This is a genomic window from Pacificoceanicola algae, assembly GCF_049341065.1.
Lineage (GTDB): Bacteria > Pseudomonadota > Alphaproteobacteria > Rhodobacterales > Rhodobacteraceae > Pacificoceanicola.
Genome location: NZ_JBMPIX010000022.1, coordinates 37,197 through 52,322, shown reverse-complemented (window position 1 = coordinate 52,322; position 15,126 = coordinate 37,197). Strand labels below are relative to the sequence as shown.

Here is a 15,126-nt window from a genome sequence, read left to right as displayed (position 1 = left end):
TTCGCTTCTGCCGCAACGCAGCAAGAACGCCGCGAACGACACCTACTCGGTCCGCAACACGATGATATTATTCAAGAGCGCTGCGACCGGCAGGCACTTCCGATAGGCCTATCACTTGAGAGTGGCATCGCAGCGTGTGATGTTGCTCGTGACGGACATGCAATGGGGGAAGCAAAAGATGGGCACCGATATTCCGAATAGGTGTATTATCAATCTGACCGAAAAAGAACTCGATCAACATATCTACAGGATCATGTCCGAAGATTATGTAATTAGCCTCTTCGCCAAACGAGAGAATGTGCTGAGCCAGATTCATAACTGGAAGGATAAGTTCGAGAATTTTCAGCTCAAGCTGGGAGGTATCCTGAATGGTGAGCCCTTTGAATACGGGTTTCAGGACGATTTCGTGGGTCAGTGTTGGACGCGCGAAAATCTTTCGGAAGCGATGTGGGGGATCTACGCTAACGACCCGCAGTACCGTTTTCTCCGGATCCGGTCAACGCCGCGCAAGCTCATTAATGCGCTTGTCCAAGAACATCCAAAGATGCCACAGGACACCTGTTTCATAGGCAAGGTACTGTACAAGCGCGAAAAAGACCTAAAAGCCCATGTCCATAATGGTGGCACATTGAATCTCGATGTGGAGTCGTTTGCGAAAAGCCTGTTGTTGAAGCGGCGTTCGTTCAAGCACGAAAGCGAGGTGCGCCTAATTTATTCCGGTGAGTCAAAAAACTATGATGAGAAAGGCTTATATCGATATACTGTTGATCCGCATCAGATGATTACACAAATCATGGCAGATCCAAACCGGGACCGCACCACTTGGTTGGCGGACAAGGAGAAGCTTCGAAAGACTACTGGTTACGTCGGCGAGATAAAGCGTTCGAAGATGTACGACCCACCGGAATGGGCCGCACCTACCTTCCACGGCTAACAAAACCCGAAAAGTGACGAACGATGTGGCGGTATTTCCATCCGCACAGAATACGATCGTTCTTAGCCAGAAAGGCCCGGACCTGCATTGCGCTGCAAGTGTGCCGTCACCGGGCGCGCGCTGTCTTTCTAGGTCAGCGTAGGGCGCATCATCCGCATTTCTGCGGTTCATGCCAAGATCTTGAGAGCAAGAGCGAGGTTGGTTGCTTTCGCGATGGGTTGAAGGCTGGGAGAGTGGCTCCCGGTGCCTGTCATGGAGGAATGCCGATGGGCGTTGTAGAAGTTTTGGACCCTGTACAGCCAGCACGGACGGGTGGTTACAAGGTTGATGTGAGCCGAGGTGAGCGGAACGGGCGGGTGTCGTCCGAATGGTTCAACCGGCCCGATGACGAGCGGTATCTCTCGCTCGACGATCTCTGGGCCAATGTGAAAGGTCGGTCGGAACGCAGCCGCAGCAGGGTGGTGCAGACGGCGGATATCCGGGTCGAGGCCGCGCGCGACAACCCTGAGCGGCTGCACCTGATGCTGCCGAAAGCGCATGAACCTGTTGCGCCGACGCATTGGGCGTTTGGCCAGCTTGCCAGTATCGTTGGCGCGCCGGCCTCCTATCTGCGGCAGTTGCCCGCGCCGCTGGCGGGGATCAATCTGCAGTATGGCCTGACCAATCATCGCGCCGAGCAGGTCAAAACCTTCGAGACCGAGGATGGGCGCACGGAACTGCGCGCTGTGACCGGCCCCGATTATGGCCGCATCCACGATTTCGAGCTGGTCGAGGCGGTGCAGCGCATCGCGGGCAATGGCACCGGCGACACACGCTGGAAGGTGCCAGGCGTGCTTGATTGGTCGACCGGGGTCTACAACCCCGATGTCGAGATCAGCCGCGACACGACCACGCTCTATGCCTCGGACCGCGATGTCTTCCTGTTCCTGGTCGACGATCGCAACCCGATTGAGGCGGGCAAGCTGCCCGACGGTTCCCCTGATCTCTACTTCCGGGGCTTCTATTGCTGGAACTCGGAGGTCGGAGCCAAGACGCTCGGCATGGCGAGCTTCTACCTGCGGGCCGTGTGCCAGAACCGCAACCTCTGGGGCGTCGAGGATTTTCAGGAGATCCGCATCCGCCACTCGAAATACGCCGCGTCTCGCTTTGCCCATGAGGCGGCACCCGCGCTGACGCGCTTTGCCAATTCCTCACCACAGGGCTTCGTGAATGGCATCAAGGCGGCCCGTCAGCAGATCGTAGCACGCAGTGACGAGGATCGCGCAGATTTCCTCCGCAAGCGCGGCTTTTCGAAGGCAGAGAGCGGCAAGATCATCGAGAAGGTGCTGATGGAAGAGGGCCGCCCGCCGGAAAGCATCTTTGACTTCGTGCAGGGGATCACGCGGCTGGCGCGCGACAAGACCCAGCAGGATGCCCGCCTCGACATGGAGGGGCGCGCCAAGAAGCTGCTCGACCGGGTCGGCTGACGCGGTGCCGGAGGCTCTGTTGCCTCCGGCCACTTTATTGCCAAATTGAATTGCTACTTGCTTGAAGTGATTCAAGTTGGGCGAACATAAATGGAAGAAATAGATTGGTCGGATCGCGCATTTTACGATGATGGCGAATGGGTTACCTGGTCGGAGATCGACGAGCAGCTTCGCTACAAGGAATGGGGCGCAAAATACCCGAACGCGATCAGGTCCATGATCCCCTATTTTGAGGATCTTATCTCGCTTGCTGAGAGCTATCATCTGGAAACGGGCCTTCACCTTTCTGTCTACGGCGATATCGGTGAACTGTTTGGCGCTATCACATACGGCATCAAGCTGAATAAAACCTATGCCCAAGGGGCTGATGGAAGGCTTGGCAACGACCACGTGGAAGTTAAAACCATTACGCCGTTCAAAACGAAAGACGTGGTCGTGGTCGACACAAATGGAAATTTCAACAAGCTATTGGTCGTGAAGATCAACGAGGACTTTCAGGTGTCGGGCCGAATGATCGACCGAAAGGAATTGCCAAAACGCGAAGGTCGCTACCTGCGGGTTCGATGGAGCGATTTACCAGCGTCCAAATGACGGATCGTTGTCGCTCCTTCGAGTGAGAGGGCAGCTGTTTGGTCTTTGACGGGTGAAGTGGGGAGAGAGGCTTCCCGCACCGTCGGAGATACCCACATGTTCGATCTTCCTTTCCAGACTCAACCGATAACACGCACGACGGGCTTCGCGACGGCGCTCCGGAACACGCCTGCCGATCCCTGTTTATCCTTTACGTTGACGACTGCGACGCGAACGCCTGCCGCCATGATGTCTGGACAGGCGCACCCCAAGATCCTGGATCGTTTCGATACGCTGGCCGAAGCCATGCGAGGGGCGATCGACCATGCCGAAGATATCGGCCCTGATGCCGCTCCGCAGCTTCTTGCGATACTTGATCGCGACGAACGCCTTGTTCTGGCGGGGGCCGCCAGCGACGGCGCAGTCGCATGGTGCAATCCTGTTGCGAACGCAGTCGAGGCTCGCGCTGTCGTAATCGAAGCCTGCCAGTCCCGCACACAAGCCGCCCGCGCTGCCGAATGGGACGAATCCGATCTCGCGCAGCGGCTGCGTCGCCGGGCCGATCTTCTGGACGCACGCCTTGTCGATCCGCTGTGGCGCGCGTTTGCCGCCCGGGCGCTGCAGATCGCGGCGTGAGACTCGAGAGACAGAGGAGGGCCGGGGAGGGTTTGAGCCTTTGGGGGTGCAGAAGAGTGCGCCACCCGAGGGGTCTGACCAGTCCACATTGAACGGAGATTCCCATGACCCATACTGAACCCACTCTTTCAGCCCCTCTGCAGCCTTCCACGGTCGATTTCGGCGCGATCCTCACCGGGCATGCCGAGCTGGCCGACCGGATCGAGGCCCTTCGGCCCGGCAACAAGGACCGCCTGTTCGACGGCCTGATGGCAGCCGGCATCACCCATGTCACCGTGATTTTCGATGGTGCCGGTGACAGCGGCCAGATCGAAAGCATCGGTGCCTGGTCCGGCGATAAGGCCGTCGTCTTCCCCGCAACCGAAATCTCCTATGCCGCGATCACCTGGGACGCCCCCGAGGTCGAAATGCGGAGCCTCTCTCTGGAAGTTGTCGTCGAGCAGCTGGTCTACGATTTTCTCAGCGACACCCATGGTGGGTGGGAAAACAACGACGGTGCCTATGGCGAATTTTTGCTTCGACGCGGGCGCGCGCTGCATCCATCTGGAGTTCAACGAGCGGTTCACCTCGTCCGAACTCTTCACCCACGACTTCTGAGGGGGCTAACGATGGCACATCCTTATCACCATGCCCTGTCGTCGGTGAAGAAATGGTACGGTCGAAGATACCTTGGCCGTGCACGCTTGGTTTGACGCCTCGAAATCGATCACAGCGGATTTCCGGCACCGTGCGTTGCGCCACCATGCCGAGGGCATCTTCATGGCCGAGAAGATCTTCGGGCCTACGATCACCCTGTCTACCGGGCGCGTCATCCCGACCCGGTGGGTTGGCGAACAGCACGTGAAAGAAGACTTGGGTTTTATCCCAAGCTTCGCCGACTGGGTGAAAGCGATCCGGCCCGATCCGTGGATGGGCCGAGCCGAAAAGATAGAGGTATTGCTCGATTCGCACATGGTCCCTCGTTTGGCTTCGCCCGTGTTCGAGGTATCCTGACATGACCGACTCCGCTTATCAGCGCCTCGGCCTGCCGCCGACGGCGTCGCCCTTGGCCGTCGTCCGCGCGGCGGTCCGGGCACTACACCCTGACACGCGCGCGGTCCGCGGTTTTCGGACGGCACGCAAGCGCTTCTACCGACAGATGCTCTTCCAGCATGCTGCGCGCCAGGCCGCGACCGAACAGCCTTCCAGCTGATCGGCCGAGCTTAGTCCCAGACATTACAATCAGTGCCCGGCCCATTGGCCGGGTCACTCTCATTTTCAGGAGGTTCCTATGGCGGACTACTTCACCCATTTTTCGTGCCTGATCGACGTCGGCACACCCGACAATGCTGCCCGCGCGCTCGCGCTGTTCCAGCAGTGTCGCGACAAAGATCAGGATGCCAACGAGCCAGAGGTCGCGGGCTTTGATCTTTCCCGTCAGGACGCACCGGAGGGCAGTGTCCTTTGGATCCACGATGACGACCACGGTGATATTGAGGCTGTCATCCGTTTCGTATTGCGCCTTGCCGAAGACCTCGATCTCTCCGGCCTCTGGGGGTTCGAATATGCCAACACTTGCTCGCGTGCACGGCTTGGAGCTTTTGGCGGCGGCGCGCATGTCATCGACCTTGGCAACCGCACCACGACAGGTTGGACCAACACCCAAGAGTGGTTGGCCGCAGCGCTGAACGGGGAGGACGTCGATGCCTGAGGTGATCTGCACGACAGTCTACCAGTTCCCCGAACTCTCTGACGTCGCCAAGGACAAGGCCCGCAGTTGGTATCGCGAACTCGGGCCCCACGACGATTGGTGGGACGCCGTCTACGAGGATTTTGAGCGCATCTGCGATATCCTCGGTATCCGCCTCAAGACCAACCTCGTTCGCCTTATGGGCGGCGGGACAAGGCAGAAACCCTGCATCTGGTTTTCAGGGTTCTGGTCACAGGGGGATGGAGCTTGCTTCGAGGGCTACTTCAGCCACGCCAAGGGCGCGGTCGCCCGCATCCGCAATTATGCCCCGCAGGATCCAACGTTGCACGGCATCGCCGACCGCCTGTTGGCCGTACAGCGGCGGAACTTCTACCAGCTTGTCGCTGAGGCCAGTCACCGCGGCCGCTATTACCACGAATACACCATGTCCGTGGATGTCACCCGGGACAGTCCGAACTGGCAGCCGCCCACCGAGGACGCTGAAGAGATCCTGACCGAGGCACTTCGCGACCTTGCGCGCTGGCTCTACCGCCAGCTTCAGGCCGAGTATGACCACCTCACCTCTGACGAGGCTATCGAGGAGGGGATCATTGTCAATGAATATACCTTCACCAAAGGAGGACGGCGGTTCGGGTGAACCGCCACGCCATCTTGTCTGTCGGAGCGGACGGCTACCTTGCGAGTGACCGCACGAGTGCCACCAAGGGCTCGAAGTCGTGCTGATCGGCGGCTCTGAGTGCTGCGATGTAGGCTGACCGGTGTGCACTTTCGGCGTTCAGCGTTCCACCACCAGACCAGTCGAGGAAGATGTCCGGATTGATCTTCGCCAAGTAGGCGTCCGCCATGATCCGCGCCCAACGTCCATTGCCGTTCGCAAAGGGATGGATCCAGACAAGGCGGTGGTGAAGGCGCGCCGTTGCTTCCAGCGGATCGAAGCTCTTATGGTCACGCCAGTAACGGGCGTCATCGAGACAGGTCCGCAACTCGGTAGAGACGTGCCAGACCGGCACCCCGATGTTCTTGTCGGTCAGACGGAAAACGCCGGCCCAGTCCCAGACTTCCCCGAAAAGACGCTTGTGGATTTCGCGCACCGCGGCATCTGTCAGGACGTCAAACGATTTTGGGCGCCGGTCGAGCCAGGTAAGGCCTGAGATGATGTTCTCCCCTTCGAGTTCGTTCAGCTCGCCGCGCGTCGCAATATGCTTGGCCTTGAGGCCAAGCAACTCGTCGGGCGTCAGGGGGGTGGCGCCGTAAGGTTCGTGAAGCTCGAGCGTCATTGCCAGAAATCCCGTCGACCTTCACGGATAATGTCGGCGGCGAGTTCCTCGATCATCTCGGCTTCGCTGCGCAAACCCTCTGTCTGCTCTTCGAGAGCCATATGCGCCCGCGTGCGCTGGATAATGCGTCGTGCCTTCGCACGGGCTTGGGCCAGAACGATCTCTTCAACGGGGCCTTCGCGCGGGATGATTGCATAGACAAAGCGGCCGCCCATGGCTTCGGCGATCTTCTCCAGTTGGTTCACGGAGATGGTTCCGGCCTGTTCGTTCTGGATCGCGGCATAGATGTTGTTTCGTGAAATTCCGAGGCGTTCAGCAAGGGCCGGGGCATTCATCCCGATCGCTTCCTGGAAGGTGGCGATCCAGCCGCCGATCGGCTTTGCAAGCGACTTCGCCAGGCTGGCAGCCTGGTTGATCCTCTCTTGGGCCTGTCTTTGCTTCGCTCGAGTAACCGACATCTGCCAACCTGTGATCTTGCATTTGCGGCCATACCGCCATGCCACAGTATGGCATAAAGTGAATTTACGCAATGCTATAGATTTTCAACTATATCAATTATGATCTGCCACAGCATGGCGGATAGTCCATGCTTGCAATGCTACGGGATTGCAAGTCTGATGGTCCATCACGGGCCTCAGCTAGAATCGAAACAACTCAGGTACGCTTCCTGCTTCTTCATCCATTAGAATACAGTCACTTGTTCCCGTCGATCCACTTTGACATGAGCCCCTTGTCGCGAAAGCACTCATCCGGCACGGCGCGCCGTTTGATGCGCGCGAGACGCTCGGCGAAGGCGACTTGCTTTGAGGTTGGGCGGTCGTCCTGCGCGACAGGGTTCAGCTTGGCCTGCGCCTCGATCCAGGCGCTGAGGGATCGGCGATCCTGCTGAACATCCCACGGCAGTAGGGTCTGATTGCGCAGTGCCAGTGATCGCGCATAGGCGATCTGCTTTGGCGTCGCGGGCAGGGCATAAATGGTGTTTTCCATCGGGGAATTCCCTTTCTGGCTTTTTTCTAAACATAGAACATAACAGGAACACAATCAAGCTGGCTGTCCAGATCAAGGCGTTTGAGAGAAAGAGGAGGGCCGGGGAAGGTTAGGCCTGAGGGTGCCCGAAAGAGGGTGTCCGGGCCTGATCCTGTCCCTCATCCCGGAGTTTCCAAATGACCCACCTCGCCCCCGTTGCGCCTGCGCGCGCGCTTACGCCCGTCGCCTCAATCCCCTCCCCAGATACTGCTGCAGCGATCATCGCCGTTGCTGAAGCGCTGCAACCCGACCTGGCACAGGGCTTCCAAATCGACGGGCTGCGCCTGCGCCTTGAGATGGAGCACGCCTTTGGCGGCTCAGATGCGACAGGCGCCTGGGACTGGAAGCTGGCCTATGAGGCTTGCGAGGTGGCGCTGGTCCTCTTCTTGCGGAAATTCGGTCGCGCGCTGTTGGCCCGGGCTGGATCGCCTACAGCCTTGCTGCCGATCCTTGCCAAGGTATCAAACCTGTTGCCAACTCATACCCGGCGGTCGGAAGAGATGGAGCGTTTCCAGCAATTCAGCACCCCGCTGCCCATGGGGTTCGCGGCACTTACGGCCGCGCAGATATCCGCGCGCGATCTGGTCTTGGAGCCTTCAGCCGGGACTGGACTTCTGGCCATCTTGGCCACGATCGCAGGCGGCAGCCTCGCGCTCAACGAACTTGCCGAGACCCGCGCCGATCTGCTGCGCCTTCTGTTTCCGGAATCCCCTGTCACCTGCTTTGACGCCGCTCAGATCGACGATTACCTCAACGCGCACCTCCGCCCGAGTGTGATCCTGATGAATCCGCCGTTTTCCGCTCTGGCCAATGTCAATGGCCGCACGACAACGGCGACGGCTCGGCACATCCGTTCAGCTTTGGCGCGGCTTGCCCCAGGTGGGCGACTTGTGGCCATTACTGGCGCAAGTTTCGCGCCCGACGCTCCCGCCTGGGCTGAAGCCTTTGCCCGACTGAGCGAGACCGCGCATCTGGTCTTTACAGGTGCTGTGTCCGGCGCGGCCTTCGCCAAACACGGCACCAGCTTTGAGACGCGGATTTCAGTGTTCGACAAATGCCGCGGTGGTGAGGCAGGTGGCATCACCGCTGATCTGACGCGTCCTATAGGCCCTGATGTGACCAGCCTGCTCTCGCTGATCACAGCCCATGTCCCACCGCGCCTGACGCTGGAAACGCCAGTATTGCGCGCGCAAACTCCTCTTTCCCCCTTTTCGGGAAATTCTGCCCATGCCACGCGAACCGCCAATGGCAGGTCGCACGCTACGTCCGCAACAGCCACCACCAGCACCGCAACACAGATCAAGGCCGAGGATCTTGCCTATACGCTGCGCGATGCGACCGAGGACGGTGCCAATACGCGCTTGTCGGATGCAATTTATGAGACCTTCCGGCTGCAGGCGATCGACATCCCGGGGGCGGAACCGCACCCGACCAAGCTGGTGCAATCGGCGGCCATGGCCTCGGTCGCTCCCCCAAAACCCAGCTATCGCCCCAAGCTGCCCGCTGCCGTACTGTGTGATGGCCTCCTGTCAGACGCGCAGCTTGAGACGGTGATCTACGCGGGCGAAGCGCATGGCACGCATCTCGCCGGGTTTTGGAGTGTGGATGAGACCGGCGATATGGTCTCGGCCGCCAAGGACGACGATCCCGACGCCATCCGTTTTCGGCGCGGGTTCTTCCTTGGCGACGGCACCGGGGCGGGCAAGGGCCGCCAGTCGGCCGGGATTGTGCTCGACAACTGGGCTCAGGGTCGGCGCAAGGCGCTCTGGATCTCGAAGAGCGACAAGCTGCTGGAAGATGCGCAGCGCGACTGGTCCGCACTCGGGCAGGAACGCTTGCTGGTGACGCCGCTGTCGCGCTTTGCGCAAGGCAAGGATATCCCGCTGACCGAGGGCATCCTGTTCACCACCTATGCAACGCTGCGCTCAGAGGAGCGCGGGGCCAGGAAATCCCGCGTCGACCAGATCGTCGACTGGCTGGGGGCGGATTTCGACGGGGTGATCCTGTTTGACGAAAGCCATGCCATGGCCAATGCCGCAGGATCGAAAGGCGAGCGCGGCGATGTCACGGCCTCGCAGCAGGGCAGGGCGGGCCTGCGCCTGCAGCATAAGCTGCCCAATGCCCGCGTGGTCTACGTCTCGGCCACGGGGGCCACTTCGGTTCATAACCTCGCCTATGCGCAGCGCCTCGGTCTTTGGGGCGGCGAGGATTTCCCGTTCGCGACGCGCGCGGAATTCGTCGAGGCGATTGAAGCAGGTGGCGTGGCGGCCATGGAGGTCCTCGCCCGCGACCTGCGGTCCCTTGGCCTCTATACTGCCCGGTCGCTTTCCTACGACGGCGTCGAATACGAGATGCTGGTTCATACGCTGACGCCTGAGCAGCGCGGCATCTACGATGCCTATGCCGGGGCCTTCGCCATCATCCACAACAACCTCGCCGCCGCGATGGAGGCGGCGAACATCACTGGAGATTCTGGCACGCTGAACCGTCAGGCCAAGTCCGCTGCGCGCTCGGCCTTCGAATCCGCCAAGCAGCGCTTCTTCGGCCATCTGCTGACCTCGATGAAAACCCCAACCCTGATCGCTGCCATCGACGCCGATCTCGCCGCGGGCCACGCGGCCGTCATCCAGATCGTCTCGACAGGCGAGGCGCTGATGGAGCGCCGCCTGTCGGACATCCCCACGGACGAGTGGAACGATGTGCGGGTGGATATCACGCCAAGAGAGGCTTGCCTGGACTACCTCGCCCATTCCTTCCCGGTGCAGCTCTATGAGCCGTTCACCGATAGCGAAGGCAACCTGTCCTCGAGGCCCGTCACGCGCGACGGCCAGCCAGTGGAATGTCGTGAAGCGGCGCGCAGGCGCGATGCGCTGATCGAGCATCTGGCCTCGCTGCCGCCGGTGCCCGGCGCGCTGGACCAGATCGTCCAGCGCTTCGGCACTGATCTGGTGGCGGAAGTGACAGGCCGCTCGCGCCGCATCGTGCGCAAGGGCGAAGGGCATGCGGCGCGCCTCGTGGTCGAATCCCGGGCGGGGTCTGCCAATCTCGCGGAAACCGCCGCGTTCATGGATGACCAGAAGCGCATCCTGATCTTCTCGGATGCGGGTGGCACGGGGCGCAGCTATCACGCCGATCTGGGCGCCAAGAACCAGCGCCTGCGGGTCCACTACCTGCTCGAGCCGGGCTGGAAGGCCGATGCCGCGATCCAGGGCCTCGGGCGCACCAACCGCACCAATCAGGCGCAGCCGCCACTGTTCCGCCCCGTCGCCACGAATGTGAAAGCAGAAAAGAGGTTCCTGTCGACCATCGCGCGTCGCCTCGACACGCTCGGGGCGATCACGCGCGGCCAGCGTCAAACCGGCGGGCAGGGGCTGTTCCGGCCCGAGGACAATCTGGAGTCTCCCTATGCCCGCGATGCCTTGCGCCAGCTTTACCGCCGCATCTATCGCGGCGATGTCGCGGGGTGCTCACTTGGCGCTTTCGAGGATGCCACAGGTCTCAGCCTGACCGATGACAATGGGCTGAAGGATGATCTGCCCCCGATCACGACCTTCCTCAATCGCCTGCTGGCGCTGACGATCGACATGCAGGCCGTGCTCTTCGCGGCCTTCGAGGAACTCCTCGACCAGCGAATCGAGGGCGCTATCGCGGCCGGGGTCTATGATCTCGGGCTCGAGACGCTGCGCGCCGAGAGCTTTCAGGTGACGGACGCACGGGTGATCTACACCCATCCCGGCTCCGGCGCGGAAACCCAACTGCTGACCATCGCGGAGAAGCGGCGCAATACGCCGACCTCGCTGGCCGATGCGCTGGACTGGCTCGGTGATCCAAAGGCGCGCCTGCTGGTCAACAGCCGTTCGGGCCGGGCGGCGGTGCAGGTTCCAGCCACTAGCCTGATGTTGGATGACGGCACCATCGAGCCCCGCTTGCGGCTGATCCGGCCAACGGAGGCCAGCACTGTCCCTGCCCGGATGATGGAGGACACCCATTGGCTCGAAGCAGATCGGGCGGCCTTCGCCGCCGCATGGACCGCGGAACTGGCTGAAGTGCCGGAGTTCTCGGAAACCACCCTGCATATCGTGGCGGGGCTTTTGCTGCCGATCTGGAAGCAACTGCCGCAGGACGAGACCCGCGTCTACCGGCTACAAACCGACGATGGTCAGCGCATCATCGGTCGCCGCGTCTCGCCGTCTTGGGTCGCGGCCACGCTGGCCGCTGACGCGCCGCAGCTGACAGCCGCACAGGTTCATGCCCTCGTTCTGGAGGGCAAGACCGTGGTGCGGCTGGCCGAGGGGATGGAGTTGCACCGGTCCCGCGTCATGGGGGTGAACCGGATCGAACTGTCCGGCTTTTTGGGTGCCGCCAAGGACCGGCTGAAGGCAGATGGGTTCTTCTCGGAGATCATCAGCTGGAAACTGCGGCTCTTCTGCCCAACAGACTCGAGCGGCATCGCAGTGCTTGATCGTCTGCTTGCACGTTGTCCTGTGACAGAACTACATGCGCGCGGAGGGTGCTGAGCCATGTATTCTGAGACTGAAGATGTGATCCGCGGTCTGGCGGAGAACGCAGAGAGCGTGTGTCGCGCCTACCTTCCCGCCGGACGGCGGGAAGGGTCCTACTGGATTGTGGGCGATTTGCAGAACAACCCTGGCCGGTCGCTCTTCGTGCGGCTGACTGGGCCTGCGTCAGGGCCGGGTGCTGCCGGCAAGTTCACGGACGGCGCCACGGGTGAGCATGGCGATCTCCTCGATATCATCCGCGAGCGAACCGGGATCTCGCGCTTTCCCGATCTTCTGGCCGAGGCCCGTGCGCATCTAGGCCGTCCCCAGCCGTCCCTCCCGAATACGCCAGTGCCGAAGAAGGCCAAAGCCCCCGGTGGCACGCCAGCGGCGGCGGCGCGATTGTTTGCAGCCTCGGTGCCGGTCGCAGGCACGCTTGCCGACACCTACCTCCGCTCCCGAGGCATCACCCAAGGCGGCACGATGAGCGCGCTGCGCTTCCACCCGAAGTGCTGGCATCGGGATGAGGGTCAGACCCGAAGCATCCCCAGACCGGCGCTGATCGCGGCTGTCACCGATGGGGCAGGGGCCTTGCAGGGCGTGCATCGCACCTGGTTGGCGCCTGACGGACAGGGAAAGGCGGCTGTCGAGACGCAGCGGCGTGCCATGGGTCACCTCCTCGGCAATGCCGTCAGGCTGACCCCGCATGATGACATCCTCGTGATCGGCGAGGGCATCGAGACCATGCTGTCCCTGTCCGAAGCGGCCCCCGGCCTTCCCGTCTGGGCGGCGCTCTCGTCGGGTCACCTCGGGGCGGTCCAGTTGCCGAAGGGGCTGCAGCGCCTTTACATCGCCATCGACCGCGATCCGGCCGGGCAACGCGCGGCAGAGAGGTTGAGCGCCAGAGCAACCGAGGTCGGGATTGCCGTTCGGGTGTTGGAACCGCTGCTCGGAGATTTCAACGATGATCTCCGCGCGAACGGCAAGGAGGCGCTGCGCCAGCATCTGGCAGGGCAGATCGGGCTTGAGGATCGCCAACGCCTGTTGGGCTGAGCCGCATCGCGCAGGGGGCGGTCAGGGGCAGAGGGGGTAGGGGTCCTGCAGTCCTGTCGCGGGTGTGGATCATCACCTTTGCCTCTTCCCGGGTAAATCTCATCCACCCGACACCCGAGCGGCCTTCAAGAGATGGGCAGGCGGCCGTCAAAGGGGACGCCTCATCAAGGGCGGCAGGCAAGCTATTTCCGCCGCGGGGGACGAGCCCCCGCTTTGCATCGCGAAACAAATAGCTTGCCTGCCGCCCTCCTCCACATGCGTTCCGGCCCCGAAGGCGGGGTGAGGGGGCGTCCCCAGTGACAGCTTTCGCAGCCCATGAAGGCCGCGCGGGTTGTCGCGCGGATGAGACAGGCCCGGAGGCAAGAAACTGATGACGATCCACACTCACGACGACACGTATGAACCCGCCCACACCGCATCCCAGACCGCCCATGCGCTCGACGAGTTGCAGCTTTACGGCTACCGCCCCTTTGATGAGCCCGATCCGCGCCCAATGCCCGATGGGCAGCGCCTTGCGGTCGCCGTCGCAGACATTTTCGATGCCCTCGTCGCGACCCTGGAAGACACCCGCATGGAACCCGACCTCGAAGAGGTGCTCTGGGGCCAGGTCAACCTCTTTCACCGCGCCACGGCGAGGATTGAGCGGTCGCTCGACGAGAACGAGCAGGTGCAGCGCCGCCTCCAGCGGGAGCAGGACGGCTCCGAGGTGAAATCCACCGAACTCGAACGCCTGACGGCCGAAGGCCTGACCCTGATCGAACGTCGGAACTGCATGGACATGATGCGCGATCACGCCGCCACCGAGTTCGTCCATCACACTGGATCGACCTGGCGGCCCCGCACCGGCTCGATGGTGAACCGTCAGCACATGACCGCGGCGCTCATCGACAGCCGCGACTTCCTGGCCGCCAAGCGCCGCGCAGAAACCGAGGTGATGTTGCCCGCAGGCCCCAAGGTCGCCCTCACCGGCGGGACCGACTTCAACGATCACCGCCTGATCTGGGGCAAGCTCGATCAGGTCCGCACCAAGTATCCCGATATGGTGCTCTTGCACGGTGGTAGCCCGAAGGGCGCAGAGCTCATCGCCGCCAAATGGGCCGAGGCCCGGGGCGTTACACAGGTGGCCTTCAAGCCCGATTGGACCAAGCACGCCAAGGCCGCGCCCTTCAAGCGCAACGACGCGATGCTGGATGTGCTCCCCGTGGGTGTTCTCGTCTTTCCGGGCACCGGCATCCAGGAGAACCTTGCTGACAAGGCCAAAAAGCTCGGCATCCCGGTCATGAAGTTCGAGAAGGGGGCATGAGCCCCCTTTTCCTCTCGCGGGGAAATCGAGGTGGAAGAGCAGGCTTCCACCTGATATTTTGGAAGAAAGCCTGCTGGATCACGATATGTCTCACTCTGTCGCTCAACTTGAGGTGTTCCCGACCGACCTGCAGATGCGGCGGATCGATCCAGCCTGCAACATGCGGCGGTTTTACCGCATGAGCATTCAGCTCGATCTCTTTGGGGGCGCCAGCTTGGTGCGCGAATGGGGCCGCATTGGCGCGCGCGGGCAGATGATGATTGAGCAGCATCCAGATGAAGGGCGCGCCGTAACCGCGCTGATGAAACTTGCGGCGATAAAGAAGCGGCGGGGTTATGCATGATGCGCGGCCGCGGTTCGAAAAGCGGGCAGACACAGGAAAACGAGGGGGAGATGGCACTCGACACTGACAAGATCGATGATGCGGCTCTCGCGATCCTTAGCCTGACGCTGCATTACGGCGATCAGGTCTGGAAGGGAATCGATTGGGCCATCACCAACCGGCTTTTCGAGAAAGGCCTGATTTTTGATCCCAAAAACAAGGCGAAATCGCTGAGCCTGACCCCAGAAGGGGTCGCGCATGCGCGGGAAATTCTCGCGCGGGAGTTCAGCAAGGCCGAGTGACGGGCGGCTTTGTGGGACCTTCCAGTTGTTCGCTGCTTCTGCGCCGGA

Annotated in this window: 15 protein-coding genes and 2 pseudogenes; 14 read left to right on the top strand and 3 right to left on the bottom strand. The window is 61.6% G+C overall.

Annotated features, from left to right (window positions below):
- The first annotated feature begins 178 nt into the window (after window positions 1–178).
- The 9 genes and pseudogenes from ACOYQJ_RS21420 to ACOYQJ_RS21380 all read left to right on the top strand — a co-directional run bounded on the left by ACOYQJ_RS21420 (window position 179) and on the right by ACOYQJ_RS21380 (window position 5,933).
- Window positions 179–934, top strand: a complete 756-nt coding sequence (locus tag ACOYQJ_RS21420) for a hypothetical protein (protein ID WP_422908008.1) — start codon at window positions 179–181, stop codon at window positions 932–934.
- 266 nt (window positions 935–1,200) lie between these two features.
- Window positions 1,201–2,400, top strand: coding sequence for a DUF932 domain-containing protein (locus ACOYQJ_RS21415; RefSeq protein ID WP_422908007.1), 1,200 nt, complete (start codon window positions 1,201–1,203; stop codon window positions 2,398–2,400).
- Window positions 2,401–2,490: 90 nt separating this feature from the next.
- A complete protein-coding gene (locus ACOYQJ_RS21410) occupies window positions 2,491–2,991 on the top strand; it encodes a hypothetical protein (protein WP_422908006.1) in 501 nt (166 codons plus the stop codon).
- A gap of 96 nt (window positions 2,992–3,087) precedes the next feature.
- Entirely contained in the window at window positions 3,088–3,606 is a 519-nt protein-coding gene (locus ACOYQJ_RS21405) for a DNA repair protein RadC (protein ID WP_422908005.1), read from the top strand.
- 104 nt (window positions 3,607–3,710) lie between these two features.
- Window positions 3,711–4,203: pseudogene (locus tag ACOYQJ_RS21400) on the top strand (DUF6878 family protein).
- An 11-nt stretch (window positions 4,204–4,214) separates the two neighbouring features.
- A pseudogene (locus ACOYQJ_RS21395) lies at window positions 4,215–4,599 on the top strand (DUF6915 family protein).
- Between the two features lies 1 nt (window position 4,600).
- The gene (locus ACOYQJ_RS21390) at window positions 4,601–4,798 is read left to right on the top strand and encodes a hypothetical protein (RefSeq protein WP_422908004.1); all 198 of its coding nucleotides are present in this window, start codon (window positions 4,601–4,603) and stop codon (window positions 4,796–4,798) included.
- Between the two features lie 78 nt (window positions 4,799–4,876).
- Window positions 4,877–5,296 carry a hypothetical protein gene (locus tag ACOYQJ_RS21385; protein WP_422908003.1) on the top strand — a complete coding sequence of 140 codons (420 nt, stop codon included), beginning with the start codon at window positions 4,877–4,879 and terminating at the stop codon, window positions 5,294–5,296.
- Window positions 5,289–5,933 (top strand): DUF8835 domain-containing pootine, encoded by a 645-nt coding sequence (locus ACOYQJ_RS21380; RefSeq protein ID WP_422908002.1) that lies wholly within the window; start codon window positions 5,289–5,291, stop codon window positions 5,931–5,933. Before ACOYQJ_RS21385 ends, ACOYQJ_RS21380 begins: the two co-directional genes overlap by 8 nt.
- Window positions 5,934–5,967: 34 nt before the next feature.
- Here ACOYQJ_RS21380 and ACOYQJ_RS21375 read toward each other — a convergent pair whose 3' ends face one another.
- The 3 genes from ACOYQJ_RS21375 to ACOYQJ_RS21365 form a co-directional block, all read right to left on the bottom strand.
- Window positions 5,968–6,573: a mobile mystery protein B gene (locus ACOYQJ_RS21375; protein ID WP_422908001.1), complete on the bottom strand. Its 606-nt coding sequence runs from the start codon at window positions 6,571–6,573 to the stop codon at window positions 5,968–5,970.
- Window positions 6,570–7,103: a helix-turn-helix domain-containing protein gene (locus ACOYQJ_RS21370; protein WP_422908000.1), complete on the bottom strand. Its 534-nt coding sequence runs from the start codon at window positions 7,101–7,103 to the stop codon at window positions 6,570–6,572. Before ACOYQJ_RS21370 ends, ACOYQJ_RS21375 begins: the two co-directional genes overlap by 4 nt.
- 163 nt (window positions 7,104–7,266) lie before the next feature.
- Window positions 7,267–7,560 (bottom strand): hypothetical protein, encoded by a 294-nt coding sequence (locus ACOYQJ_RS21365; RefSeq protein ID WP_422907999.1) that lies wholly within the window; start codon window positions 7,558–7,560, stop codon window positions 7,267–7,269.
- A gap of 176 nt (window positions 7,561–7,736) precedes the next feature.
- Here ACOYQJ_RS21365 and ACOYQJ_RS21360 point away from each other — a divergent pair, with 176 nt between their 5' ends.
- The 5 genes from ACOYQJ_RS21360 (at window position 7,737) to ACOYQJ_RS21340 (ending at window position 15,078) form a co-directional block, all read left to right on the top strand.
- On the top strand, window positions 7,737–12,116 hold the full coding sequence (locus tag ACOYQJ_RS21360) for a strawberry notch-like NTP hydrolase domain-containing protein (RefSeq protein ID WP_422907998.1): 4,380 nt from the start codon (window positions 7,737–7,739) through the stop codon (window positions 12,114–12,116).
- 3 nt (window positions 12,117–12,119) lie between these two features.
- Window positions 12,120–13,151 (top strand): DUF7146 domain-containing protein, encoded by a 1,032-nt coding sequence (locus ACOYQJ_RS21355; RefSeq protein ID WP_422907997.1) that lies wholly within the window; start codon window positions 12,120–12,122, stop codon window positions 13,149–13,151.
- 370 nt (window positions 13,152–13,521) lie between these two features.
- A complete protein-coding gene (locus ACOYQJ_RS21350; protein ID WP_316780870.1) occupies window positions 13,522–14,454 on the top strand; it encodes a DUF2493 domain-containing protein in 933 nt (310 codons plus the stop codon).
- A gap of 85 nt (window positions 14,455–14,539) precedes the next feature.
- A complete protein-coding gene (locus ACOYQJ_RS21345; protein ID WP_299616613.1) occupies window positions 14,540–14,797 on the top strand; it encodes a WGR domain-containing protein in 258 nt (85 codons plus the stop codon).
- 50 nt (window positions 14,798–14,847) lie between these two features.
- Window positions 14,848–15,078: a DUF6429 family protein gene (locus ACOYQJ_RS21340; RefSeq protein ID WP_067296651.1), complete on the top strand. Its 231-nt coding sequence runs from the start codon at window positions 14,848–14,850 to the stop codon at window positions 15,076–15,078.
- Window positions 15,079–15,126 lie beyond the last annotated feature (48 nt).